The organism is Bradyrhizobium sp. Kon56 (assembly GCF_055807635.1).
Window position 1 is genome coordinate 47,517 of record NZ_JBVVOU010000024.1, and the last position, 25,352, is coordinate 72,868.

Here is a 25,352-nt window from a genome sequence, read left to right on the forward strand (position 1 = left end):
TTTTGAGGAAGCGGAGGAGCGCTTTCGCCGCAACGGAGCGACTGCGATCGATGTCAATTGTGCGCAAACGCCTCGGCATGATCACGCCGTCCTCCAATTCGGTGCTGGAGCCCGTCACCAGTGCGATGCTCGCCGGCGTGGCCGATGTCACCGCGCATTTCTCGCGTTTCCGCGTCACCGAGATCGCACTCGACGCCGCCGCGCTGAACCAGTTCGACGCCTCGGTGATGCTGCCTGCGGCGGACCTGCTGGCCGATGCGAAGGTCGATGCCATCGCCTGGAACGGTACGTCCGCAAGCTGGCTCGGCATCGGCAGAGACCGGAGCCTTTGCGAGGCAATCACGGTGCGCACCGGCGTGCCGGCGACGACCTCCACGCTCGCCTGCATCGATGCCGCTCGCGCGCTCGGCGCCAAACGTGTCGGCCTGGTCTCGCCCTATACCGACGACGTGCAGCGGCGGATCGGTCACGTCTGGGCCGAGGAGGGGATCGCCCCGCACGCGGAGCGGCACCTCGGACTGCGCGACAATTTCTCTTTCGGCGAGGTCGCGCCTGCGACGATTGCTGGCATGATCCGCGCTGTGGCGGCTGACGGCGCCGATGCTGTCGTCATCCTCTGCACCAACCTCGACGGCGCCGCGCTGGCGGCTTCGCTCGAACGGGAATTGAATGTCGCGGTGGTCGATTCGGTAGCGGTCACGCTGTGGCGAACCCTGGAGCTCGCCGGCGGCGATGCCGGGGCTCTTGCCGACTGGGGGCGGATCTTCCAGACATCGACGGTCATCAAGTGATGGAGACTCCTGTGACGCAGCTCGATCTTGCTATTCGCGGCGGCACCATCGTGACGGCCAGCGACGAGTTCCGCGCCGATATCGGCATTCGCGACGGCCGCATCGTCAGCATTGCTGATCATCTCGAAGGCGCAGCGCGCGAGATCGACGCGACCGGGCTGCTGGCCCTGCCGGGCGGGATCGACAGCCATGTCCACATCTCGCAGGCCTCCGGCCCCGACGTGGTGATGGCCGACGACTTCGCCTCAGCGACCCGTTCGGCAGCCGCCGGCGGCAACACCATGGTGCTGCCGTTCGCGCTGCAGCAGAAGGGCACGTCGCTGCGGACCTGCGTCGAGAACTACCGCAAGCTTGCCGAAGGCGAGTGCTATATCGACACGGCGTTCCATCTCATCATCTCCGATCCGACCGCGGTCGTGCTCGGGCAGGAGCTGCCGGCCCTGGTCAAGGACGGCTACACCTCGTTCAAGGTGTTCATGACCTATGACGACCTCGTGCTCAGTGACAAGCAGCTGCTCGAGGTCTTCGAGGTCGCGCGCCGCGAGGAGGCGCTGGTGATGGTCCATTGCGAGGGTTACGACGCCATCCGTTTCCTGACCTCCAAGCTGGAACGCGAGGGCCATATCGCGCCCTATTATCACGGCGTGTCGCGGCCACAGGCGGTCGAGCGCGAAGCCACGCATCGCGCCATCAGTCATGCCGAGGTGATCGGCGTTCCCATCATGATCGTGCACGTCTCCGGGCGCGAGGCGATGGAGCAGGTGCGCTGGGCTCAGCAGCGCGGATTGCCTGTTCATGCCGAGACCTGCCCGCAATACATTACGCTGACGGCTGACGACATGAAGGGTCTGAACATGGACATGTCAGGCGCGAAATATGTCTGCTCGCCGCCGCCGCGCGACGCGGAAAGCCAGCAGGCGATCTGGGAAGGCATCACCACGGGCGTGTTCCAGACTTTCTCGTCCGATCACTGCCCGTTCCGTTACGACGATCCCAGGGGCAAGCTGACGCCGAACGGCCGCACCTCGTTCCGCTGGGTGCCGAACGGCATTCCAGGTGTCGAGACCCGGCTGCCGATTCTGTTCTCCGAAGGCGTGTCGAAGGGACGGATCAGCCTGCAAAAATTCGTCGAGCTGACCGCGACCAACCATGCGCGCATCTACGGCCTCTATCCGCGCAAGGGCTCGATCGGCGTCGGCTTCGATGCGGATATCGTGCTCTGGGATCCCAAATTGAAGAAGCCTATTCGGCAGGCCGATCTGCATCACGGTTCGGACTACACGCCATGGGAAGGGTTCGACGTCACCGGATGGCCGGTAACGACGATCGCCCGTGGCCGGGTGGTGTACGAACACGGCAGGATCGTCGGCGACAAAGGCGCAGGCGACATTCTCAGCCGCGGCAGGTCGAGCCTGATCTGATCGGACTCAACGCGTTGCTGCTCAGCTATGGCGCCCGTGCGCGCGGCGCGACGGCCGTCTCAAGTCCACAGATCATGCCGGTCATATGTTCGTATCCAGCCTTCGCATGCGGCAAAACGAATCTAATCAATTCGGACAAGGTTGTCAGGCCGTCCCCCATAAGGCGACGTCCTTGACACGATTCTCGAAGCTGCCTGGTGGCGTCGTCCGACCTGTGCCGGGCGCTCAGCCGTGCGGAATGAAGCCGTTCAACGAAGCGTCATGGCGCAGATGTTCGACCAGCCCGGCGGCATCGCGGCCGCCATTGCGCTTGGGATCCTTCATTTGCGCGCAGATCTCGGCGCCGCTTTTTCCGAACCGGATGAAGTCAACGGGAGCGAGTTGCCAGTCGATGCCGGCGCGGGGCGGAGCGGGAGCCGGTTCGTTTACTTGCGTCGAAGTCATGTGACAGGTTGAGCAAGGGATCGCCTCCTTGTCTTTACGGCTTTCTCCACCGTGGATGTTCATGCCAGCGGGCAGCATCCGCGCTCTCCTGCATGAACAGTTGATAGACGGTTGCCGGCGCGTCGCCGGCCCTACTTGCCGGCGTGGGCGCGGAGCTGATGTCATGGCTGGATTCTCCCGCACGTCAATTTGGGCAAGTATCAGTTCATTCGGATTTGGCTAGGCGGCCATTCGCAACAGATCGACGATGTCGGCTTCGCTTTTAAAAGGCCGCGGATTGGCCTGCACGAAGCGATGATTGATCGCAATCTTGCTGATCTGCTCGAACTTGTCTTCGCCGATCCCGACGTCGGCAAGGCGACCGGGTAGTCCAAGTCTCCTGGTGAATTCTGCGAAGGCGGCTGCCGCTTCCATGCCCGGCTCGCCAAGAGCCGCTGCTAAGCGCGTTTGCGCATCCTCTGTGAACGCCTTGTTGTAGCGAAGTAGGCTCGGCATGATGACCGGTGTGCAATAATAGTGTGGTACGCCGAAGGTCCCGCCAAGCACGTGGCCGATGCCGTGACTGGCTCCCATCGGGACCCGCGCCTGGAGGCCGAAAGCGGCGAGCCACGCGCCATATTGAGACAGTCGACGCGCCTCCAGATCATCGGGTTGCTGCAAGGTCCGTTGCATTCCCTCCCGAAGCGTGCGGATGCCGGCCAGGACCACCTCGTCGCTAAGCGGCGTGCCGGCGGGTGAGCACAATGCTTCGATGCCGTGGTCCATCGAGCGCGTTCCCGATCCCATCCAGAGCTTCGAGGGCGTATGGACGGTAAGGGCAGGGTCGAGAATGATCGCCACCGGCATCATCAGAGAATGGAAGAAGATCTGCTTCAGCCTGCTGCGTTCATCGGTGACGAGCGCTGCTGCATTGTATTCGCCGCCGTTCAGCGTGGATGGCACCGCGATCTGTCGAACCTTTGGCGATCGGAACGGAGAGACGGTGACGCCCGGGCCCATGGGAAATGGATCGAAACCCGCTTCGTCACGGATGTCATGTTCCATCGCCATGATGACGATCTTGGCGAGATCGATCGCCGAGCCTCCCCCGACGGCGACCACCAGGTCGGCTCCGGCGTCTTTGGCTTGACGGGCAACCTCGGCAGCTTGCTTGCGCGTGGTGTGCTCTGCAATTCCATCGAAGGTCGCGACATGTCTTTCGCCGAGCGCACGCCGGATCTTCTCGATCTCGTCGGTCTTGGTATTCAAGGTGCGGCTGACGATCAGGAAGACGCGCTTGGCATCCAGCCGCACCGCTTCATCGTTCAAGGCCTCAGACGCAGCTTTGCCGTAAACGACACGGTCGATCGCCGGAAAATTGTGTATCCCTGCTTTGCGCATTTGCGTTCTCCCTGTGAGTTATCAAGCACCGATCTTCAAGCGGCGACAGTGTCGCGAATCTGTCGCGACGCCGTTTCCAGAAAGGCCTGAGCGAGATCGGGATCGTTGACGACGCGTGAGAGTGTCAACGCTCCGACCATCGTCGAAAGAATGGCCATGGCTTTGCTCCTGGATTCCTCGTCGCTCGTTTCGGCAATCAGGCGGCTGAGGATTTCGATATGCGCTTTGATCCCGCCTTCGAACGACGCTTTCACCTCGCTGCTCTGTCTGGCCACATCCGAGCCGAGCGCCACGATCGGGCAACCGTCCATCTTTTCGTCGCGATGATCCGTGCTGAGATAGAACCCCATCACCGCCCCGAGGGGATCCTCAGGGGCCGCGGCGATGGCGGTCGACCATCGCAGCGTGGCGCTCTCCAGCGCGCGCGTCGACGCCTGCGCGGCCAGGTCCTCCTTTGACTCAAACTGCTTGTAGAATGCGCCTTGGGTCAGCCCGGCAGCTTCCATCAGGTCCTTGAGGCCGATGCCGTCAAATCCCCGCGACCGAAACAGGCGGCTTGCGACATTGATGACGTTTTGCCGGTTTTCCTCAGCCTGAATGCGACTCACTCGCATCATTGGTCTCCCCATTTTAGATTGCGTTCGACATCTATTATCCGGTATAGAGCTCGAACGCAATCTATCTGGCATGAGGCCACGTTATGAAAAAGCGACAGATGATCGTGCTGGGGAGCGTCCTGATCGCGGGATGCGCGGTGGCCGCATTCGTTACGCTTCGCGCGCCGGCGGCCTCGGCCGTGAGCGATCCGAGGCAAGAAGCCCCGATCGTCAGGATCGCGGCCGCGGGCGCGGGTGACCGGATCGGGGCGCGGGTGCAGAGCAGCCTCGGTTTTCGCGTTCCCGGCAAGATCGTGGAGCGGCTTGTGAATACCGGTGAGCAGGTCAAAGCCGGTCAGCCGCTGATGCGGATCGACGAAACCGACCTTCGTCTTGCGGTCACGGCGAAGCGCAACGCCGTTGCTGCCGCGCGCGCGTCCGTCGTGCAGACCGAAGCGGACGAACCGCGATACGCCAAGTTGGTGAGCAACGGCTGGGCTTCCCGACAGCGCTACGAGCAAGCCAAGGCCGCGCTGGATACGGCCGAGGCGCAGCTTGCGAGCGCTGAAGCCGATGCACGGGTTGCCGAGAACGAGGCGACGTACTCGATCCTGGTCGCGGACGCGGACGGAACGGTGGTCGAAACGCTTGGCGAGCCCGGGCAGGTCGTTTCGGCCGGCCAGACGGTTGTTCGGATTGCCAAGGCCGGTCCTCGCGAGGCGGTGGTCGCGCTCCCTGAAACGATCCGGCCGGCAATCGACTCCGTGGCCGAGGCCAGCGTGTACGGAGTAGCCGAAGGGTGGCGCTATACGGCGCGTTTGCGGCAATTGTCCGACGCCGCCGATGCCCAGACCCGAACCTATGAAGCCCGGTATGTCCTGGACGGTGAAGCCGCGGCCGCACCACTTGGCGCGACGGTGACCATTCGGCTACCGAGCCAAACGAGCGAGCCGCAAGTTCAGGTGCCGCTCCGAGCAGTGCTCGATGATGGCCGCAAGACCGGAGTTTGGATCCTCGACAGCGCCACCTCAAGCGTACGCTTTCGGCCGATCAAGCTTGTTCGGGTGACCGACGAAACCGCCGTGATCTCCGGCTTGAATTCTGGTGATCCAATTGTTTCGCTCGGCGCTCACCTCCTGCAGGAGGGCGCTCGTGTCAGGACCGCCGCTGAAAGCCGGAGCAACTGAAGAGTCTCAATCGTTCCGCCCCAGCCGCTGGAGAAGCACATGTACAGCTACATCGTCGAGCAGGAAATCCGAAAGACCTTCGACCATGTCAACAACCATCGCTGGGATGAAGCGGTGAAGGCGGTCGCGCCGCACATCCATCACCGTGTTTCCGGCCATCACGCGTTGGGCGGGGAGCGCCACGACAAAGCGGCCCTGCGCCGCTGGTTCGAGCGGCTCGGACGCGTCCTGCCCACGCTCCATATCAGGGTCAACAACGTCTGGGTGAAGGGCTGGCCCTGGAACACCACCGTGTTTGTCGAATGGGACGGCACCGCAACGCTGCTCGATGGCGACGGCTCGTACGTCAACCGCGGTCTCCACGTGTTCACCCTGCGGTGGGGCAGAGTCCATGCCCTCGAGGAATTTCAAGATTCACAGGAAGCCGCGCGCGGGCTTGACGCCCAAGCGGCAGCTGGCCTCAAGGAAGCTGCCGCCCAGCCAATTGTAAGTTAGCAGATGAACCTTAATCTTTCCGCGATCGCCGTTCGCGAACGGGCCGTTACCCTGTCTTCATCATCCTGCGTTCGGGTTCAACGCCATTCTTGGCCTGATCGGACTGGCAGGCATCCTGATGCGCAATACCCTGATCCTGACCGAACAGATCAAGGAGAATCGTGCTGCCGGCCTCGATGACTATCACGCCGTCATCGAAGCCACCGTGCAACGCACCAGGCCGGTGATCCTGACCGCACTTGCCGCCGTGCTGGCCTTCATTCCTCTGACGCATTCCGTGTTCTGGGGATCGATGGCCTATACGCTGATTGGCGGCACGGCAGTTGGCAAGGTCCTGATCCTGCTGTTCCTTCCTGCGCTTTATGTGGCCTGGTTCGCATCAAGCCAGCCCCGGACGAGCTCTATGAGCGTTCGGCGAAGGATGCAGAATTGCGAACAGCAATCGCCGCCGAGTAGGGCTCGGCGAAATCTATCCCTGCTGCGCCGTGGGTGCCTGGCTAGATAAGCCAGGCACTGCGTGGTCTCGCGGCGGCCTTATAGTTCAAAAAAAGAATGTGCGCAGCAGCATGGAAATGCGCCAGCGATCCTGTCCTAGAACAGCCGAAAACGCGGCCTTATACGCAGGATTTAGACCAAATTATTTCCAAGTACGAGGACGGGGCCTGTCGTCCAAGTCACGGCACGTGAGCATCTAATCGCTTGACGAGTTCAAAAAAAGAACTGTAGGCTGCGCACGAGATGGCCGAACGCAACGGCCGCGACGTGCCGGATTTACGGCTGGACCTGTTCTGCGCGATGCCTCTTCGCAAAGGGCGCGACGAGCCGCCACCGGCGCAACAAAACAAAGCCGCACACTCGAGAAGGGGTGCAAGTTTGGGAGGACGCAATGCTGGTGAGATGGAAGATCGTCGCGGCTCTGGCTCTATTCCTGAGTGGTCCCGCATTCGCCGCCGACGAGCCGGGAATCTCTGCTACCGAAATCAAGATTGGCGGGGTTTTTCCCTTCAGCGGACCGGCATCATCGATCGGTCTCGTGGGCAAGGGGCTCATGGCCTACGTTCAGGCGTTGAACGACCGCGGCGGCGTCAAAGGACGCAAGATCAACTACATCGCCTATGACGACGGATATAGTCCTCCCAAAGCGGTGGAGCACGTCCGCAAGCTCGTTGAGAGCGACGAAGTGTCGTTCATGTTCGGCCAGCTCGGAACCCCCGGCATCTCAGCCACTGCAAAATACCTTAGGGCCAAAGGGGTACCGAGTGTCGCCATCGTCAGCGGCTCGTCCAAGTTCACGGACGTCGCCAATTACCCGCTGATCACCACGGGTCTTGTCAGCTACGACACCGAAGGAAAAATCTACGCCAAATACCTGACGAGAACGCTACCGAACGCCAAGTATGCCATCCTCTATCAGAACGACGATCTCGGCAAAGATTACCTCGCTGCCTTCAAGGCGTTTCTCGGCAAGGATTTCGACCGCAAGGTCGTCAGTGCTTCCTACGAGGTCACTGAACCGACGATTGATTCGCAGATTACCAATCTGAAGAGCTCGGGTGCCGAGGCCTTGGTGATCGCCGGGACGCCGAAGTTCGCGGCGCAAGCCATCCGGCAAGCTTCGGTGATCGGCTGGAAGGCGACCGTGATCATCAATTTCCCGTCCGGATCGGTCGGAGGCACGCTTGCACCGGCCGGGCTCGACAAATCGGTCGGCGTGATGGTCGGCACGACCAACAAGGATGTCCTGGACGAGACATGGAAGGACGATCCGGGCATGCGGGCTTACCGGGCATTTTTCGACAAGTATCTGCAGGGCGCCGATATCACCAACGGCAGCTATCTGACCGGCTATCAGCAAGGCGTCCTGCTCGAGCAAATCCTCAAGCAATGCGGTGATGATCTGTCGCGGAAGAATATCCTGGCGCAGGCGAAGAACCTGAAAGACGTCGTCGTTCCGACTGTGCTGCCCGGGATCAAGGTCAACACCAGCGAGACCGAGAACATGATCTGGACGCAGATGCGGCTGCAGCGCTGGACCGGCACGACGTGGCAAGCGTTCGGAGACGTCCTGGACGCCAGGTCCGAGTGACGCTTGGCGCAGCCCGTTCTATCCATCCGCGGCAATTCAGGAGATCGTTTTCGATGTCGACGAAGCCATTGACGTTTGCGCCAAGGGAGCTCTCCGTCGAGCGCCGGACCGACGGCACGCTCATATTGAGGTCGCCGCTCGAATTGGGGCCATGTGACTGGCGCGTCACCGATTTTCTGCCGCGCTGGGCAGCCGCGGCTCCGCAGCGAATATTCCTCGCACAGCGCAATGCCAAAGGGGGATGGGACGAGATCACCTATGGCGAAGCATGGTCGCAGGTCCAGGCGGTCGGCCAGAGTCTGATGGACATGGGCGCAAAGCCGGCTGACAGGCTGGCCGTGCTTTCGGGCAACTCCATCGAGAACGCGGTGATCTCCTTTGCGGCGATGTCGATAGGTGTCATTCTGGCGCCTATATCGCCGAACTACACGCTGATGCCCGGCGGCCTTGCGCGCCTCAAGGACATCGCGCAGGTGCTGCGTCCGAACTTCGTTTTCGTTCAGAGTGGACGCGACTTTTCCGCGGCCCGTTCCATTCCCGAATTGGCAGACTCGACCTGGATCAGCGTCGATGGCGCGCCGGAGACGACGCCCTTCCGGGTCCTGACGGATCGAACGGACCGTGAAGGATTCACGCGTGCGTCGGGTGCAATCCCCAGCGACGCCGTTGCAAAAATTCTCTTCACCTCCGGTTCGACCGGCCTGCCAAAGGGCGTGCTGAACACGCATCGCATGATGGCGAGCTCGCTGCAAATGGGGAGCCTGCTGGTGTCGCCTCCGGAGGCGCCGGTTCAGGTCGAATGGCTGCCGTGGCACCATACGATGGGCAGCAACGTCATTCTTCACGGCATTCTCAGGAACGGCGGGACGCTCTACATCGATGACGGTCGGCCGCTGCCTCAGCTCTTTCACAAATCGGTGGCGAACCTCAAGGAGATCTCGCCGACGGCGATGTTCAACGTTCCCGCCGGCTATAACCTGTTGTGCGATGCCATCGAGAACGACTTCGCCCTCGGCGCCAGCATCTTCAAACGGCTGGATCGATTGAGCTACGCGGGGGCTGCCATTTCGCAAGGAACGCTCGAAAAACTCTATCGGCTGACTTCATCGGTCACGGGCCGGCGGATTCCGGTGATGTCGGGGTACGGGACGACCGAAACGGCGCCGACAATCAGCACGACGCATTGGGCAACGGATCGGCCGGGCGAGATTGGCCTTCCCGCGCCGGGCGTGCAGCTGAAACTGATCCCTGTTTCCGACACGTACGAGGCCAGGGTCAAGGGCCCCAACGTCACCCCCGGTTATCTCGGCAGAGCCGATCTGACGGAGAAGGCTTTCGACGAGGAGGGGTTCTACCGCATCGGCGACACCGTGTCGTTTATCGATCCCGAGAAGCCGGAGTTCGGTCTGCGTTTCACCGGCAGAATTTCGGAGAACTTCAAGCTCGCGAACGGCACCTGGGTTGCGATCGGCAATATGCGTGCCGCCATCCTGGCCGCAACGCGCGGCGTCCTACTGGACATTGTCGTTGCCGGAGAAAACCGTGATGCCTGCGCGCTGCTGTGCTGGCTGAATCCAACCGAGGCGGCGCGGATTTCGAACGCGCCGGCTGCGGATTTGACCTGCGACCCCAAGGTGATCGAATTCCTGAGACATCGTTTGCAGGAATACAATGAGGCCGTCGGAAGCAGCGAAAAAATCTGCACGTTCACCCTGCTGAAGGATCCGCCCTCATTGGCCGCGGGAGAAATCACCGACAAGGCCTATGTCAATCAACGTGCTGTGCTCAAGCACCGGGCTGAACAAGCGGACCGTCTCCACTGCAACGAACCCGACGCAGCCGTGATTCGAGTCTGATTCAGTGCCTGACGCCGGTGGCCGGCTCAAGCGGCGCTGCGGCGCGCCTTTGCCTTCGGCTTGTCAGGTGCGGCTGTCGTCAGCGGGCTTTGGGCGCCGGGGCCTGGATGGGTATGAACCTCCTTGGCCGAGAGCGGCTCGCCGCATTCAGAGCACACCATGACCGGGTCGAAGTCCTTTCCGCACTTGCGGTGCTGGTGCAGCAGCGGCCGGCCGCGCTCGTCGACCATGTGAGTGTCGCCCCAATGCACGAGCGCCATCATGATCGGATAAAGGTCGAGACCCTTCTGGGTCAGGATATATTCGTGCCGCTTTGGCGCCTCCTGGTAGGGAATGCGGCGCAGAATGCCCTGCCGGACCAGCTTCTTCAGCCGTTCGGCGAGGAGATGACGTGTAATTCCGAGCGCCGACTGGAATCCTTCGAAGCGCCGCGTGCGCAAAAAACATTCGCGCAGGATCAGAAGGGTCCAGCGGTCACCGATCACGCCGATGGTTCGGGCCATCGAACACGGCTCTTCCTCCAGTTCTTTCCACTTCATCCGTATTCTCCAGTCATCCCAGCGAGACCCGCTCGAATCGCTGCCGAGGCCGCCATATTTGCCTTGCATTCTAGATAGGTACTGAATTCCAAACAATACCCGATGAAACGGTCAAACCAGCATAAATCTAGCCGAATTTGACAGTTCGTTTTTAGAACTGTAGAAGTGAGAACAGGCAAGCCATGCGATTGGATCGCCGGTCCCTGACCATCCAATACGCTCTGCGGGAGAAAGCGGTCATGACCCTCAAGGTTGAATTCCAGTTCGATTTCGGCAGCCCAAACGCGTATCTGGCGGAGGTCGCCATCCCCGGGATCGAGCGGCGGACCGCGGTAAAATTCGAGTACGTCCCGGTCCTGCTCGGCGGGATCTACAAGGCGACCGGCAACATGTCCCCGTTCGACTCGCTTCGCGGGATCAAGAACAAGCCGGAATACCAGGCGCTCGAGACCCAGCGGTTTATCCGCCGCCACAACATCACGAAATTTCGTCAGAATACCTTCTTTCCAGTCAACACTTTGATGCTGATGCGCGGCGCCGTCGCGGCCCAGTTCGAAGGCGTATTCGAACCCTATTTCCGCGCCGCCTATCATCACATGTGGGAGGAGCCCAAGAAGATGGATGATCCCGAAGTGTTCCGGACCGCATTTGCCTCCTCGGGGATCGACATCGACAGGCTGGTTACGCGCGCGCAGCAGGATGACGTCAAAAAGAAGCTGATTGACCTGACCAATGACGCCGTCGCCCGCGGTGCCTTCGGCTCGCCGACATTCTTCGTCGGCAAGGAGATGTTTTTCGGCAAGGATCAACTCCGCGACGTCGAGGAATCGATCGTCGAACAGACCCGGCAGCCCGTTTCCAAGACCGGCTAGTTACCGACTTGCGGTCCGTGCGGGTTGAGGCGAAGGGCTGGCGGTAAGCCGGAGTTTATCCTCAGCCCGTCGGCAGAAAAACAATCCAGGGAGAGTGAAATGGCTGGTCCGCTTAGCGGCGTTCGTGTCCTCGATCTGACCGGCGTGGTGTCGGGCCCGTTTGCGACCATGTTTCTGGCGGACCAGGGCGCCGACGTGCTCAAGATCGAGCCGATCGGTGGCGATATCACCCGTCGCAGCCGGGCCACCATCGACAAGGACGGCGAGTTCTCCGCGCTGTTCATCTCGTCCAACCGCGGCAAGCGTTCGCTCTCGATCGACGTCAAGAGCCCCGCCGGGCACGAGGTGCTGGCCAAGCTGGTCGCGCAGGCCGATGTTCTGGTGCAGAACTTCCGGCCCGGCACCATGGAGCGCCTCGGCCTCGGCGTCGAAGAACTGCGCCGGCGTCATCCGCGCTTGATCTATGTCTCGATCAGCGGCGTCGGCGACACCGGGCCCTATGTGAAGAAGCGCGTCTACGATCCAATCATTCAGGGCCTGTCGGGCTTTGCCGATATCCAGTCGCAGCCGGTCACCAATCGCCCGCAGATGATCCGCACCATCGTGTGCGACAAGACCACCGCCGTGTTCACCGCGCAGGCGGTGGCGGCGGCGCTCTACGCGCGTGAGAAGACGGGGCAGGGGGATCATATCCAGGTCGCGATGCTGGACGCGATGATTTCCTACCTCTGGCCGGAAGGCATGATGCAGTACACGGTGGTCGGAGCCGAGGCCGCTGCCGCCGATCCCAACGACCGCCCGGATCTCGTGTTCAAGACCAGCGATGGTTACATCACGGCCGGCACCATCTCAGATTCCGAATGGCAGGGCTTCTGCCGCGCGTCCGGCGATCCCGAACTCGCCAACGATGCCCGGTTTGCGACCCCGTCCGCGCGTTCGGTGAACGCCACGGCGCGCATCAACAAGATGGCGGAGTATATCGGCCGGCACACGACCGCCGAATGGCTGGAGCGGTTGGACGCTGCGGATGTCCCTTGCGCGCCGATCCTGCGGCGCGGCGAGATCATCCACAATGAGCAGGTCGTGGCGCGCGGAATCATCGCGGAGTTCGACCAACCGAAGGTCGGCCGTGTGCGCCAGCCCAAGCCCGCGGCTCGCTTCGAGGTCAACCAGGCTGCCATCGGCGGACCGGCCCCGCGCGTCGGGGAGCACTCGCGCGAGGTGCTTCGCGAACTGGGCTACGATGATGGCGCGATCGACGATATGGTCGCTGCACGCACGTTACGCGTGGCCATGTAGGTCGATGCACTTCGCGCGTCCGGCGAACGGTTCTCAGGCCTTGGCAGGCGTCGGTTTAATTGGTGCGCGCGGAGCATTCGCGGCAACCGCTCGCTGGTAAGCCTCCCGGCTTCGCATGCGCTCGAGATAGGGCTGCGCATTGTCGCAGATGCCTACCCCGTAGGCGACCGCCCAGTCCAGGCACGTCGTCAGCAGGATGTCGGCGCTGCTGAATCGCTCGCCCATGATAAAATGTCGGCCGTCGGCCAGCGCGACCTCGACATGGCGCAGCTGCGCCCGAAAGTATTCTGCGGCTTGAGCTACGACCTCCGGCGCGACGCCGTAAATTGGGCCGAGCGCATCGGCGCTGTGACGGCGCATCACATACAGGCTAGTCGAGTCGAGCTCGGTGACGATAAAGAAGCACCATTCCAGCCACGCGGCATAGTCGCGGGTGGATTCAGGGATCAATGCACGCTCCGGCGTTGAGTACATCCGCGACAGATAAGCGACGATCGCGGCGCTCTCGCCGATGCGGAAATCACCGTCCTGCAGCAGCGGAATCTTCTGGCGCGGATTGAGCCTGGTATATTCGGCGGTCTTGGTCTCGCCGGTCCGTGGGCCGATCGGTTTGATCTCGTAGGCCAGCCCCAGCTCGTGCATCGCCCAGTGCGGCCGAACGGTGCGGCTTGTCCCGACGCCCCACAAAGTGAGGTCTGGATTGTCGCTCATGTCACCATTTCTCTACGGCGGGGCGAAGATCGAGTTCATGGGTCCAGCCGTCGCGGCTTTGCTGATGGGCAAACCAATACGCTTCGGCAATTGAGGAGGTCTTGGTCAGGCTGTCGGGCGGGATCTCACTGGCCTCGATCCCCCTGGCCGCTTTCATGCGCTGATGAATAGCCTCGCTATCGACGCCAGCGTCGATGATGAGATGGACGACGTGAATGTTCTTGGGCCCGAGCTCGCGCGCCATCGCCTGGGCCAGCGCGCGAAGGCCGAATTTTGCCGACGAGAACGCGACAAATCCCTTGCTGCCCCGGATGCTTGCGGTCGCACCGGTAAAAAGAATGGTGCCGCATCGGCGCGGCAGCATGACGCGCGCGGCTTCGCGTCCGACCAGGAAGCCGGCGTAACAGGCCAGCTCCCAGGCCTTGAAGAAGAGCTTTTCGGTAGTCTCCAGCAGGGGCTTGTTGACGTTCGAACCGGCATTGAACAGGCAGATCTCGATCGGACCGATGTCGCGCTCGACGCCCGCGAATAGCTTCTGGACTTCTGCTTCCTGACGGGCGTCGACGCTGAAGGCGTGGATGTTGTGGCCTTTCGCCCTGAGCTCGTCGACAAGCGCCTGAGATTTGGTCGGATCGCGTCTGCAGATGCAAATAGTGTAGCCGCCGCTGGCAAACCGCCGCGCAACGGCAGCGCCGATGGCATCACCCGCGCCGACCAGCATCGCGACCCCGCGACTTTCTCCCATGCTGCCTCTCCCATAAGTTCTTATTTGATACGCTAGGGGTATCGGTTGGAAGTCCGGTTGTAAACGGTGTTCTCAAGAGCGCTGGAACAGGGCAGTAAGCTTGCCGTTTTCTGATCCGATCGTGACAACAAAATAGCGATTGACGAGTTCTAAAAAAGAACGCATGCTTCGCTTCGAGGCGCAATGCTGAAAAAGGCGCCGATGTTTTTCATTCGGGAGGCGGTTAGTCGTGGCGAAGCTGTCGCAAGCACTCGGTCTCGATCAAACCGCTTTTCGGTTTGCTGGCCGCATCGACCAATCGACAGATCGCCATCTTGCCAAAGCGGTGGACCAGATCGGGCCGATCGAGGACTGCGCCACGACCATGGTAGCCTCGATCGGCGCGATGGCGAATCCCGATCGTTCTGGTCTCGCTCAAAAAATGTGGTCCACCAGGGCCGATAGAACTGCTTCGCACACAGCGCGCCTAACCTAACTGGGAGAAGTTCCTTGAAAAAGAGAAATGCAACCGTCGCCGTGATCGGCGCGGGCGATTTCATCGGCGGCGAGATCGCCAAGAAATTTGCCTCCGAGGGCTTTACTGTCTTCGCGGGTCGCCGCAACGGCGACAAGCTGGCGCCGCTGGTCAAGGAGATCGAGGCTGCCGGCGGCGAGATCCACGCACGTTCGCTCGACGCGCGCAAGGAGGAGGAGATCGTCTCCTTTCTGAGCGACGCCGACAAGCACGCACCATTGGATGTCTGCATCTTCAATATCGGTGCCAACGTCAACTTCCCGATCCTCGAGACGACCGAGCGCGTGTTCCGCAAGGTCTGGGAGATGGCCTGCTACTCCGGTTTCCTCGCCGGGCGCGAGGCGGCCCGGCTGATGCTGCCGCGCGGCCAGGGCAACATCTTCTTCACCGGTGCGACCGCTTCATTGCGCGGTGGCAGCGGCTATGCCGCCTTTGCCAGCGCCAAATTCGGACTGCGCGCTGTGGCGCAGGCAATGGCGCGCGAACTCGGCCCGAAGAATATCCACGTCGCGCACCTCGTTATCGATTCCGGCGTCGACACCGAATGGGTCCGCCAGCGGCGCCTGGAAGCGCTCGGGCCTAATGCGCTCGACGATCCGGATCTGCTGATGCCGCCGGCCTCGGTCGCGGCGTCCTATTGGCAGCTGTATCAGCAGCCGAAGAGCGCCTGGACCTTTGAGCTGGAAATCCGCCCCTTCGGTGAGAAGTGGTAGGAAGCGCAGATGGAACTCGCACTGTCTCCCGAAGATGCGGCCTTCCGTGATGAGGTGCGCGCTTTCATCGCCGAAAACTATCCGAAGGAAATGCGGGTCCCTAATCCGGAGACCGACCTGACCAAAGAGCAATCGTTGCTCTGGCACCAAATTCTCTACGAGAAGGGCTGGATCGCGCCGCTTTGGCCCAAGGAATTTGGCGGCCCTGGCTGGTCGATCACCCGGCGTTTCATCTTCGAGCAGGAGACCAGCCGGGCCGGGACGCTGCCGCCGTTGGCGTTCAGCGTCACCATGGTTGGTCCGGTCATTTACACCTTCGGCAATGATGCCCAGAAGCAGAAGTTCTTGCCGCGGATACTGTCGGGTGAAGACTGGTGGTGCCAAGGCTATTCCGAGCCGGGTTCAGGCTCAGACCTCGCCACCGTCCGGACCAAGGCTGTGCGCGACGGCGACCATTACATCGTCAACGGTCACAAGACCTGGACAACGTTGGCGCAGCACGCCGACTGGATCTTCTGCCTGGTGCGTACTGATTCGAGCGCCAAGCCTCAGGCGGGCATCTCGTTCCTCCTGATCGACATGAAGTCGCCAGGCGTGACCGTGCGTCCGATCATCACGATCGACGGTTCGCACGAGGTCAATGACGTCTTCCTCGAGGATGTCCGCGTTCCCGTCGAGAACCTGATCGGCGAGGAGAACAAGGGCTGGACCTACGCAAAATTCCTGCTGGGCAACGAGCGCACCAGCATGGCCGGGATCGGCCGGTCGACGCGCTACCTCGACCGGTTGAAGAAGATCGTGAAAGCGGAGATCGCAGCGGACGATCCGGCGCATCTCGAATTTCGCAAGGAGATCGGCCGGCTCGAGCTCGATGTGCTCGCGCTCGAGGCCACCGAGCTGCGGGTCGTTGCCCAGATGGCGCGCGGCATCGATCCGGGGCCCGCGGCCTCGCTGTTCAAGATCCGCGGCACCGAGATCTTCCAGGGCATTACCGAGCTCACACATCGTGCCATCGGCAACTATGGCCTGGCGCTTCGCGAGCAACCGTCGGGCGCAAACCAGTTCATGCCGGGTGCCGATTACGGCCACACAGCGTCGGAGAAATACCTGAACGCGCGCAAGCTCAGCATCTACGGTGGATCAAACGAGATCCAGCGCAACATCATCGCCAAAGCGGTGCTCGGTCTCTAGCAACAGCGCAACAAGAGGATCGGATGGATATCCAGTTCACGGAAGAGCAGGAACTGTTGCGCTCCAGCGTACAGCGTATGCTACGCGACCAATACAGCTTCGAGGCGCGCCGCAAGATCGTGGCCAGCGAAGAGGGCTGGAGCCGCAAGCAGTGGGGCGCTTTTGCGGAGCTCGGCCTGCTCGCCGCGCCATTCTCCGAGGAGAGCGGCGGACTTGGTGGCGGCCCGCTCTCTACTATGATCGTTGCCCAGGAGTTCGGCCGCCACCTTGTCGTGGAGCCGTACGTGGAGACGGTCGTGCTGGTCGGCGGCTTGATCGAGCAGGCAGGGACGAAAGAGCAGAAGCAGGCCTTCATTCCCGATATCATCGCCGGACACAAGATCTGGGCGCTGGCCTGGACCGAAAAAAACTCGCGCTTCGATCTCGCCAATGTCGCGGCCACGGCGCGGCGAGAGGGAAAGGACTACACGCTTAGTGGTGAGAAGACCGCCGTCATAGCGGCGCCTTGGGCCGATTATCTCATCGTCTCCGCCCGGACTGCCGGCAAGCGCGACGATTGTGGCGGCGTCAGCCTGTTCGTCGTCGACGCCCGGGCGGCGAATCTCGAATTGCGGAGCTTCAAGACCATCGACGGCCGCCGTGCCGCGGAGATCACTTTCCGCGATGTGCGCGGCGAGTTGCTCGGCAGCGAGGGCGAAGGCGTCGCCCTGCTGGAAGGCTGCCGCGACAGGGCCATCGGCGCGCTCTGCGCCGAGGCGGTCGGCGCGATGGCCGAACTGAACTCTGCGACGCTGGAATACGCCAAGGCCCGAAAGCAGTTCGGCGTCACCATCGGCAGCTTCCAGGTGTTGCAGCACCGGATGGTCGACATGTTCATCGCGCATCAGGAGGCGCTTTCCCTGATGCAGCATCTCAGTCTCAGCCTCGGTGCCGGCGAAAGTGGCATCTCGCGCCTCGCCTCCGGCGCCAAGTCGAGGGTCGGCTACGCCGGCAAGTTCATCGCCGACCAGGCGGTGCAGCTCCACGGCGGCATGGGCATGACCGACGAATTGAACGTCGGTCACTACTTTAAGCGAATCTCCTCGATCAATATCCAGTTCGGCGATCCCGCTCACCACTTGCTGCGTTATGTGCAGCTCGACGCGGCAGCGTAACCAAAGAGGCAGCCATGACGACAGAGGCAGTTATCGTTTCCACCGCCCGCACCGGCGTCGGCAAGGCCTATCGCGGTGCGCTGAACAACACCGAGGGGCCGACCATGGCTGGCCATGTGATGGCCGAAGCGGTGAGGCGCGCGGGCGTTGAGCCGGACGAGGTCGAAGACGTGGTGATGGGTTGCGCGATGCAGCAGGGCACCATGGTGATGAACGTCGCACGCAAGGGGGCGGTTCGTGCCGGCCTGCCGGTCACCGTCGCCGGCACCACGATCGATCGGCAGTGCGCCTCCGGCCTGCAGGCGATCGCGGTCGCGGCCCGCTCGATCATGCTGGATGGCGTCGAGATCGCGATCGGAGGCGGCATCGAATCGATCAGCCTGGTGCAGAACGACCACATGAACAGGTTCCACGCCGTCGACGACGAGCTGATGGCGATGAAGCCCGAGATGTACATGTCGATGCTCGACACTGCCGAGATTGTCGCCGAGCGCTACAAGATCGGTCGCGACCGGCAGGACGAATACAGCCTCGAATGTCAGCGCCGCATTGGTGCCGCGATGCAGGCCGGTCGCTTCAATGACGAGATCGTCCCGATCACAACGACGATGGCCGTCGTCAACAAGGACACCAGGGAGGTCTCCTATCAGCAGGTGACGCTGTCGAAGGACGAAGGGCCGCGCCCCGAGACCACGGCGGAAGGATTGGCGAAGATCAAGCCGGTATTCGAAGGCAAGACCATCACGGCCGGCAATGCCAGCCAGCTCTCCGACGGAGCATCGGCCTGCGTGCTCATGAGCGACAAGACCGCCACCAAGAAGGGCCTTAAGCCGCTCGGCATCTTCCGCGGCTTCGTCGCCGCCGGAGTCGAGCCGGACGAAATGGGCATCGGTCCGGTCGCGGCGATCCCGCGCCTTCTCAAGCGCCACGGCCTGAGGATCGATGACATCGATCTTTGGGAGCTGAACGAAGCCTATGCTGTCCAGGTGATCTACTGCCGCGACAAGCTCGGCATCGATCCGGACAAGCTGAACGTCAATGGCGGCTCGATCGCGATCGGCCATCCCTACGGCATGACGGGCAGCCGGCTTGCGGGCCATATCCTGATCGAGGGGCGGCGGCGCAAGGCGAAGTACGGCGTGGTGACCATGTGCATCGGCGGCGGCATGGGCGCGGCCGGCCTATTTGAACTCGTCAACTGATCGGAAAGCGGAGAAAGCGCACGTGAAGACAGCAATCACTGAACTGTTCGGCATCCAGCATCCGATCATCCAGGGCGGCATGCATTATGTCGGCTTTGCCGAGCTTGCCGCCGCGGTCTCGAATGCCGGCGGTCTCGGCATCATCACCGGCCTGACCCAGCGGACGCCGGAGCTGCTGGCGAAGGAAATCGCGCGCTGTCGCGACATGACCGACAAGCCGTTCGGTGTGAACCTGACCTTCCTGCCGAGCTTCACTGCACCGCCTTATCCGGAATATATCGCCGCCATCAAGGAAGGTGGCGTCAAGGTGGTGGAGACCGCCGGCCGCAGCCCGGAAGCGTACATGCCCGCGCTGAAGGCTGCCGGCATTAAGGTGATCCACAAATGCACTTCGGTGCGGCATTCGCTGAAAGCCGAGAAGATCGGATGCGACGCCGTCAGCGTCGACGGCTTCGAATGCGGCGGCCATCCCGGCGAGGACGATATCCCGAACATGATCCTGCTGCCGCGCGCGGCGGATGAACTGAAGATTCCGTTCGTGGCCTCGGGTGGCATGGCGGATGCGCGCAGCCTCGTTGCTGCGCTGTCGATGGGCGCCGCCGGCATGAACATGGGTACCCGCTTCGTCGCAACCAGGGAAGCTCCCGTCCACGCCAACGTCAAGCAGGCCCTCGTCAAAGCCACCGAACTCGATACCGTGCTGGTCATGCGCGCGCTGCGTAACACCGAGCGCGTGCTGAAGAACAAGGGTGTCGATCAATTGCTCGAGGTCGAGCGCGAGAAGGGGGCGAGCCTCAAGATCGAGGACATCCATGAGCAGGTCGCGGGTGTCTACCCCAGGGTGATGGTCGATGGTGACATGGATGCCGGTGCTTGGAGCTGCGGCATGGTGGTCGGACTGATCCACGATATCCCGACGGTGAAGGAGCTGATCGACCGCATCATGAGGGAAGCCGAGCAGATCATCCGGCAGCGGCTGACTGGATTTCTTGACGGTACTGTCGCCGATCTGGCCACGCGCGCCGTTGCTTGACAAAGGTTTGCATGCGAGCGCTTCAGTGCCGAGATCAATGCTCGCTGATCGCATTGAGCAGCGGATCGGCGTGACCGATTGATCTCTCAAGTTGGGGGGGCGGGCCAGGCCGACAAGCAAGCTGAAATGTCGTTTTCACCGAGGAGCGGCCAATGAAGTACTATCTCTGCAAGTACATTCCGCCCCGGGCGGATTTCCTGGCGACCATGAGCGCCGCTGAGAAACAATGGATGAAGCAGCACGGTGCGTTCCTGGATGATCTGCTCGCAAAGGGGCAGATCGTCGCGCACGGTCCCGTCACGGACCCGCGTGGCGGTTATGGCGTGTCGCTCTATCAGATCCCAAACGATCTCGACATCGAGGCGGTCACCTCGGAAGATCCTGTCGTGAAGAACGGCGCCGGCCACTATGAGCATTACCCGATGATGCATTTGAAGGCGCGCGGCTGAGATCCTCCCCTGGACCAATTTGGCAGCGTGGGTGGCATGACCTTTGATCTGTGCCAGCACGGGTAGGCCATCGCGATCGGCGAGACAGCGTTTTGCAAGGATGGGAGCCGCGGCGCCGTCGGCATTGGCGGGGGAGGCGGCCGGCGTAATAGTGCCGTTGGTGCGGAACGCTGCCTTCAATCCGGGAACTTGGCCGGACGGCGTGCTGCACGTCAAAAAAGTATCAGTTCACATCTGAAATGGTGGTGGCGTGCCTAGGTACTGGTCGCTACTCTGCCAACGAGAGGAAGCGCTGAACCAATCAGCCGATAAGGGAGCGGAGGCGGATCATTACAAGCCGCACCGGCCTGAAGGGAGGGGACATGGAACCGGACCTGGAAGTTGTCCAGATACGGCGCGGCGAGTCATTCAAGGCGTGGTCGCACGGCTACCCATTCCACACCGTCCGCTGGCATTTCCATCCCGAGTACGAGCTCCATCAGGTCGTGGCCACCAGCGGACGCTATTTCGTCGGTGACTTCATCGGCGACTTCGAACCAGGTAATCTCGTGCTCACCGGCCCCAATTTGCCGCACAATTGGGTGAGCGATCTGCCGGCAGAGTGCGCCATCCCGCTACGCGGACGCATCCTTCAATTCAGCGAAGAATTCATCGGCGACCTGATGAAGGTCATGCCTGAGCTTTCGGGCCTTGCCGCACTGCTGGATTTTTCCCGGCGTGGTGCGCTGTTCACCCGCAGCACGAGCGATGCGCTCGTCCCACTCATGGAGGAGATCGTCACGGCGAACGGCGTGCGCCGGATCGAGCTGTTCTTGATGATCTTGGGGATACTCTGTCGCGCCGCGCGACAGGCGCGTCCGCTGTCCAGCCCAAACTATCTGCCCGATCCGTCTGGCTACATGTCCGTGGGAATGAACAAGGCACTCGCATTCATCCGGAAGAATCTGACGCAACCTTTCGGCGAAGCGGAGCTTGCTGCGATCGCCGGTCAATCGCAAAGCGCATTTTCGCGCTCGTTCCGCCGGCACACGGGCATGTCATTGGTGCAATACGTTAAGCGGCTGCGTATCAATCTCGCTTGTCAGATATTGATGAGCGACGAGCAGGCTTCCATCACCGACATCTGCTTCGAGGTCGGCTTCAACAATCTCTCCAATTTTAACCGGCAGTTCCTGGCCGAGAAAGGCATGCCCCCTTCGCGCTTCAGACGATTGTTGGCGCACAACATCGATGAGGCGCACGCGGCCTAGCCGCATAGGAGCAAAGAAGGAGGATCGTTACGGAAGAATGACGCGGACACGCCGACGGCGGTCCGCGACAGCAATCGTTCGACCAGAATTCTGCGCGGCTCCGAGCACCGGCGCTCATCGTGCCGTCGGAAACGGAAGCAGCGAGGGCCTGACTTCGAAGGATCAACGACGACACCCTGACACCCAGTCTGGAAAGGAAATCTGAAATGAGAAAGTTCTCTGCTAAATATGCGGGCACAATTGGCATAGCCCTCTCGCTGCTCGGCACAACAGCCATTTCTTCGCGGGCCGCAGAGGTGAAGAACGCGACCGTCGCCTTCCTGATGCCGGACCAGGCCTCCACCCGCTATGAACAACATGATTATCCGGGCTTCGTCGCAGAGATGAAGAAGCTGTGCGACAGTTGCAAGGTGATCTACCAGAACGCCAGCGCGGATGCCGCGCGGCAGCAACAGCAATTCAACTCGGTGATTTCGCAGGGCGCCAAGGTAATCGTGCTCGACCCCGTCGACTCCACTGCCGCGGCATCCCTGGTCAAGATGGCACAATCGCAAGGCATCAAGGTCATTGCCTATGACCGGCCGGTCCCCGACGCCAAGGTCGATTTTTACGTGTCCTTCGACAATCAAGCCATCGGCAAGGCTATCTCCGAATCGCTCGTCAAGCATCTTAAGGCCGCCAACGCGACGGCGAAGGAGGGCGAAGGCGTACTCGAAATCAATGGATCGCCGACCGATGCCGCTGCGGGACTCATCAAGAAGGGGATCCACGAGGGGCTTGATAAGAGCGGCTATCCAATTCTGGCCGAATACGACACGCCGGACTGGGCGCCGCCGAAGGCGCAGCAATGGGCGAGTGGCCAGATCACCCGCTTCGGCAAGAAGATCCTCGGCGTCGTAGCTGCCAATGACGGCACGGGCGGTGGCGCAATTGCCGCCTTCAAGGCCGCAGGTATCGAGCCGGTGCCGCCGGTGACGGGCAACGATGCGACGATTGCCGCGCTTCAGCTCGTCATCGCAGGCGATCAGTACAACACGATCTCCAAACCCAGTGAGATCGTGGCAGCTGCTGCGGCGCAAGCGGCGGTGAAATTCCTCTCCGGAGAGATGCCCAAGGCGGAAGCTACGCTATTCAATGCGCCATCGAAGTTGTTCGTGCCGGCCGTCGTCACTCAGGAGAACCTGAAGGCGGAGATTATCGATAAGAAGATCCAGACGGCCGATCAGCTCTGCACGGGCCGATATGCCGCGGGTTGCAAGAAGCTTGGCATCACGCAGTGACGACGTCGGTCCCGGCCGCTTCCGGCGGCCGGGACGAAGGATGAGAGGGCGAATTGGGACATGACCACGATCTCGGATGCCGATGACGCGCAGGGCGGACCGCGCAAGCCGGTCTTGAGTCTTCGCGGAATTTCCAAGCATTTCGGCGCCGTGTCCGCCCTGACCGATGTTGATCTCGATGTGCATGCCGGCGAAGTCGTGGCACTTGTGGGTGATAACGGTGCAGGAAAATCCACGCTGGTGAAGATCCTTGCCGGCGTGCACCAACCCACCTCCGGAACGATCACGTTCGGCGGTGAACATGTTGTCCTGTCCGACCCATCCATGGCACTCGGCCTCGGCATCGCCACCGTTTTCCAGGATTTGGCCCTCTGCGAGAATCTCGACGTGGTCGCAAACATCTTCCTCGGCCGCGAGCTCAACCCGCTGCGGCTCGACGAGGTCTCCATGGAGCTTCGCGCCTGTACCTTGCTCAACGAGCTGTCAGCGCGGATCCCGAGCGTGCGAGAGCCCGTGGCGTCGCTCTCCGGCGGACAGCGCCAGACCGTGGCGATCGCGCGCTCGCTGCTGACTGAGCCGAAACTCATTCTGCTCGACGAGCCGACTGCGGCGCTCGGCGTTGCCCAAACCGCTGAGGTGCTAGACCTCGTCGAACGCGTTCGCGCACGCGGTCTCGGCGTCATCATGATCAGTCACAACATGGAGGACGTCCGCGCGGTTGCCGATCGGATCGTGGTGCTGCGCCTCGGTCGCAACAACGGCGAGTTCGATCCCGACGTGTCCAATCAGGATCTCGTTACGGCGATTACCGGAGCGGACGAAAATTCTGTCTCGCGCCGCGCCAGGCGGCGCCGCGCCCATCAGTCGCCGGAGCTTGGGCGATGACCGACGACACGCAACAGGTTTCGACGGCGCGGTTGCTCGACCGCAGTGACGAACGAGTCAAGCACGCGGACACGCTTGGAAACACGATCGGCGCCTTTGTGGACCGTGTGCGGTCGGGCGATCTCGGATCGCTGCCGGTGGTCGTCGGGCTCATCGTCATCTGCGCGGCGTTCGAGACCCTCAACCCTGTTTTTCTCGCGCCGAACAATCTGGTCAATTTGCTTTTCGATTGCGCGACAGTGGGTGTGATCTCGCTGGGCATCGTCTGTATCCTGATGGTCGGCGAGATCGATCTGTCGGTCGGATCGGTGAGCGGGTTCTCTTCGGCGCTCGTCGGCGTGCTTTGGGTCGCTCAGGATTGGCCGGTCGCCGTGGCGATCGTCACGGCGTTGGTGCTGGGCGCTGCCATCGGCGCGCTCTATGCATTTTTGTTCAATCGTCTGGGTATGCCGAGCTTCGTCTCGACGCTGGCCGGCCTGCTGACGTGGCTCGGCCTGCAGCTGTATCTGCTCGGCTCCTCCGGCTCGATCAACCTTCCGTATGGATCGGCGCTGGTCAATTTCGGACAGATGCTCGTCATGCCGTCGATCGTATCCTACGTGCTGGCGGCGGTCGCGAGCGTGGTTATGTTCGTGACCGGCTACCGAACGGCCGCGCGCCGGCGGGCGGCGGGGCTATCGGCCAGTTCGCTTGGTCGCATGGTGCTGAAGGCGCTGCTGGTCACCATCGTGCTCGAATTCGTTGTCTATTATCTCAATCTCGGGCGCGGCATTCCCTGGATGTTTGGTCTGTTCGTCGGCTTGTGCGTGATCATGAATTACGCATTGACGAGAACCAAATGGGGCCGCTCGATGTCTGCCGTCGGCGGCAATCGCGAGGCGGCCCGTCGGGCTGGCATCAACGTTCGCCGGGTCTATTCGACCGCATTCATGCTGTGCTCCACGCTGGCCGCGGCCGGCGGCATTCTGGCCGCAGCGCGGCTGGCATCTTCCAGCCAGCAGGCCGGGACCGGGGATGTGAACCTCAACGCGATCGCCGCCGCGGTCATCGGTGGCACAAGCCTGTTTGGCGGCCGCGGGAGCGCCTATTCCGCGCTCCTCGGCGTCATCGTCATCCAGTCCATCGCGAGCGGCCTCACGCTGCTCGATCTCTCCTCGTCGCTGCGGTACATGATTACGGGCGCGGTCCTTGCCATTGCAGTCATCGTCGATTCGCTGGCACGGCGCTCGCGCCTTTCCCACGGCCGAGCTTGAACAACT

The 25,352-nt window shown here is 61.9% G+C and carries 25 protein-coding genes and 2 pseudogenes; 20 read left to right on the forward strand and 7 right to left on the reverse strand.

Annotated elements, in window-relative coordinates; genetic code table 11:
* The first annotated feature begins 50 nt into the window (after positions 1 to 50).
* Positions 51 to 791, forward strand: coding sequence for a maleate cis-trans isomerase family protein (locus AC0L3B_RS29345; RefSeq protein ID WP_018458758.1), 741 nt, complete (start codon positions 51 to 53; stop codon positions 789 to 791).
* Entirely contained in the window at positions 791 to 2,212 is a 1,422-nt protein-coding gene (gene hydA / locus AC0L3B_RS29350) for a dihydropyrimidinase (protein ID WP_018458759.1), read from the forward strand. Before AC0L3B_RS29345 ends, hydA begins: the two co-directional genes overlap by 1 nt.
* A gap of 225 nt (positions 2,213 to 2,437) precedes the next feature.
* Here the strand turns inward: hydA and AC0L3B_RS29355 are convergent, their stop codons facing one another.
* From AC0L3B_RS29355 to AC0L3B_RS29365, 3 genes are all read right to left on the reverse strand, one after another.
* Complete coding sequence (locus AC0L3B_RS29355; protein WP_231188681.1) at positions 2,438 to 2,734, reverse strand: hypothetical protein; 297 nt, start codon at positions 2,732 to 2,734, stop codon at positions 2,438 to 2,440.
* A gap of 141 nt (positions 2,735 to 2,875) precedes the next feature.
* Positions 2,876 to 4,036: an iron-containing alcohol dehydrogenase gene (locus AC0L3B_RS29360; protein ID WP_204510818.1), complete on the reverse strand. Its 1,161-nt coding sequence runs from the start codon at positions 4,034 to 4,036 to the stop codon at positions 2,876 to 2,878.
* Positions 4,037 to 4,071: 35 nt separating this feature from the next.
* On the reverse strand, positions 4,072 to 4,650 hold the full coding sequence (locus tag AC0L3B_RS29365) for a TetR/AcrR family transcriptional regulator (RefSeq protein ID WP_026233656.1): 579 nt from the start codon (positions 4,648 to 4,650) through the stop codon (positions 4,072 to 4,074).
* An 86-nt stretch (positions 4,651 to 4,736) separates the two neighbouring features.
* On the opposite strand from AC0L3B_RS29365, the gene AC0L3B_RS29370 reads away from it, so the two are divergent.
* The 5 genes and pseudogenes from AC0L3B_RS29370 to AC0L3B_RS29390 all read left to right on the forward strand — a co-directional run bounded on the left by AC0L3B_RS29370 (position 4,737) and on the right by AC0L3B_RS29390 (position 10,256).
* Positions 4,737 to 5,819 carry an efflux RND transporter periplasmic adaptor subunit gene (locus AC0L3B_RS29370; protein ID WP_473381493.1) on the forward strand — a complete coding sequence of 361 codons (1,083 nt, stop codon included), beginning with the start codon at positions 4,737 to 4,739 and terminating at the stop codon, positions 5,817 to 5,819.
* 39 nt (positions 5,820 to 5,858) lie between these two features.
* On the forward strand, positions 5,859 to 6,314 hold the full coding sequence (locus tag AC0L3B_RS29375) for a nuclear transport factor 2 family protein (RefSeq protein WP_231188679.1): 456 nt from the start codon (positions 5,859 to 5,861) through the stop codon (positions 6,312 to 6,314).
* Between the two features lie 61 nt (positions 6,315 to 6,375).
* Positions 6,376 to 6,770, forward strand: a pseudogene (locus AC0L3B_RS29380) (efflux RND transporter permease subunit); the annotation flags it as partial.
* 430 nt (positions 6,771 to 7,200) lie between these two features.
* A complete protein-coding gene (locus AC0L3B_RS29385; RefSeq protein ID WP_085362428.1) occupies positions 7,201 to 8,400 on the forward strand; it encodes an ABC transporter substrate-binding protein in 1,200 nt (399 codons plus the stop codon).
* A 53-nt stretch (positions 8,401 to 8,453) separates the two neighbouring features.
* Positions 8,454 to 10,256 (forward strand): AMP-binding protein, encoded by a 1,803-nt coding sequence (locus tag AC0L3B_RS29390; RefSeq protein ID WP_085362429.1) that lies wholly within the window; start codon positions 8,454 to 8,456, stop codon positions 10,254 to 10,256.
* 26 nt (positions 10,257 to 10,282) lie between these two features.
* On the opposite strand, the gene AC0L3B_RS29395 is transcribed toward AC0L3B_RS29390, so the two are convergent.
* A complete protein-coding gene (locus tag AC0L3B_RS29395; RefSeq protein ID WP_018458768.1) occupies positions 10,283 to 10,795 on the reverse strand; it encodes a winged helix-turn-helix transcriptional regulator in 513 nt (170 codons plus the stop codon).
* 239 nt (positions 10,796 to 11,034) lie between these two features.
* Between AC0L3B_RS29395 and AC0L3B_RS29400 the strand changes: the two genes are divergently transcribed.
* Complete coding sequence (locus AC0L3B_RS29400; RefSeq protein ID WP_085351026.1) at positions 11,035 to 11,667, forward strand: 2-hydroxychromene-2-carboxylate isomerase; 633 nt, start codon at positions 11,035 to 11,037, stop codon at positions 11,665 to 11,667.
* A gap of 99 nt (positions 11,668 to 11,766) precedes the next feature.
* Entirely contained in the window at positions 11,767 to 12,966 is a 1,200-nt protein-coding gene (locus tag AC0L3B_RS29405; RefSeq protein WP_085350859.1) for a CaiB/BaiF CoA transferase family protein, read from the forward strand.
* Between the two features lie 33 nt (positions 12,967 to 12,999).
* Here the strand turns inward: AC0L3B_RS29405 and AC0L3B_RS29410 are convergent, their stop codons facing one another.
* Positions 13,000 to 13,677, reverse strand: a complete 678-nt coding sequence (locus AC0L3B_RS29410; RefSeq protein ID WP_204510822.1) for a glutathione S-transferase family protein — start codon at positions 13,675 to 13,677, stop codon at positions 13,000 to 13,002.
* A gap of 1 nt (position 13,678) precedes the next feature.
* Entirely contained in the window at positions 13,679 to 14,422 is a 744-nt protein-coding gene (locus AC0L3B_RS29415) for an SDR family NAD(P)-dependent oxidoreductase (protein ID WP_026233658.1), read from the reverse strand.
* Positions 14,423 to 14,651: 229 nt separating this feature from the next.
* Between AC0L3B_RS29415 and AC0L3B_RS29420 the strand changes: the two genes are divergently transcribed.
* The 7 genes from AC0L3B_RS29420 to AC0L3B_RS29450 all read left to right on the forward strand — a co-directional run bounded on the left by AC0L3B_RS29420 (position 14,652) and on the right by AC0L3B_RS29450 (position 20,678).
* Positions 14,652 to 14,897, forward strand: coding sequence for a hypothetical protein (locus tag AC0L3B_RS29420; RefSeq protein WP_157643067.1), 246 nt, complete (start codon positions 14,652 to 14,654; stop codon positions 14,895 to 14,897).
* A 14-nt stretch (positions 14,898 to 14,911) separates the two neighbouring features.
* Positions 14,912 to 15,649, forward strand: coding sequence for an SDR family oxidoreductase (locus tag AC0L3B_RS29425; RefSeq protein WP_018458774.1), 738 nt, complete (start codon positions 14,912 to 14,914; stop codon positions 15,647 to 15,649).
* Positions 15,650 to 15,658: 9 nt separating this feature from the next.
* Positions 15,659 to 16,840, forward strand: coding sequence for an acyl-CoA dehydrogenase family protein (locus tag AC0L3B_RS29430; protein WP_018458775.1), 1,182 nt, complete (start codon positions 15,659 to 15,661; stop codon positions 16,838 to 16,840).
* 23 nt (positions 16,841 to 16,863) lie between these two features.
* Positions 16,864 to 17,994 (forward strand): acyl-CoA dehydrogenase family protein, encoded by a 1,131-nt coding sequence (locus tag AC0L3B_RS29435; RefSeq protein WP_018458776.1) that lies wholly within the window; start codon positions 16,864 to 16,866, stop codon positions 17,992 to 17,994.
* Positions 17,995 to 18,008: 14 nt separating this feature from the next.
* Positions 18,009 to 19,196: an acetyl-CoA C-acyltransferase gene (locus tag AC0L3B_RS29440; RefSeq protein WP_018458777.1), complete on the forward strand. Its 1,188-nt coding sequence runs from the start codon at positions 18,009 to 18,011 to the stop codon at positions 19,194 to 19,196.
* 22 nt (positions 19,197 to 19,218) lie between these two features.
* Complete coding sequence (locus tag AC0L3B_RS29445) at positions 19,219 to 20,229, forward strand: NAD(P)H-dependent flavin oxidoreductase (RefSeq protein WP_473381494.1); 1,011 nt, start codon at positions 19,219 to 19,221, stop codon at positions 20,227 to 20,229.
* Positions 20,230 to 20,381: 152 nt separating this feature from the next.
* Positions 20,382 to 20,678: a YciI family protein gene (locus tag AC0L3B_RS29450; RefSeq protein WP_018458779.1), complete on the forward strand. Its 297-nt coding sequence runs from the start codon at positions 20,382 to 20,384 to the stop codon at positions 20,676 to 20,678.
* 24 nt (positions 20,679 to 20,702) lie between these two features.
* On the opposite strand, the pseudogene AC0L3B_RS29455 reads toward AC0L3B_RS29450, so the two are convergent.
* Positions 20,703 to 20,870 (reverse strand): annotated as a pseudogene (locus AC0L3B_RS29455) (acetyl-CoA C-acetyltransferase); the annotation flags it as partial.
* A gap of 170 nt (positions 20,871 to 21,040) precedes the next feature.
* Here AC0L3B_RS29455 and AC0L3B_RS29460 point away from each other — a divergent pair.
* The 4 genes from AC0L3B_RS29460 to AC0L3B_RS29475 all read left to right on the forward strand — a co-directional run bounded on the left by AC0L3B_RS29460 (position 21,041) and on the right by AC0L3B_RS29475 (position 25,346).
* The gene (locus tag AC0L3B_RS29460) at positions 21,041 to 21,928 is read left to right on the forward strand and encodes an AraC family transcriptional regulator (RefSeq protein ID WP_018458780.1); all 888 of its coding nucleotides are present in this window, start codon (positions 21,041 to 21,043) and stop codon (positions 21,926 to 21,928) included.
* A gap of 206 nt (positions 21,929 to 22,134) precedes the next feature.
* The gene (locus tag AC0L3B_RS29465; protein WP_026233659.1) at positions 22,135 to 23,208 is read left to right on the forward strand and encodes an ABC transporter substrate-binding protein; all 1,074 of its coding nucleotides are present in this window, start codon (positions 22,135 to 22,137) and stop codon (positions 23,206 to 23,208) included.
* A 60-nt stretch (positions 23,209 to 23,268) separates the two neighbouring features.
* Complete coding sequence (locus AC0L3B_RS29470) at positions 23,269 to 24,093, forward strand: ATP-binding cassette domain-containing protein (RefSeq protein WP_018458782.1); 825 nt, start codon at positions 23,269 to 23,271, stop codon at positions 24,091 to 24,093.
* Entirely contained in the window at positions 24,090 to 25,346 is a 1,257-nt protein-coding gene (locus tag AC0L3B_RS29475) for a sugar ABC transporter permease (protein WP_018458783.1), read from the forward strand. Before AC0L3B_RS29470 ends, AC0L3B_RS29475 begins: the two co-directional genes overlap by 4 nt.
* Positions 25,347 to 25,352 lie beyond the last annotated feature (6 nt).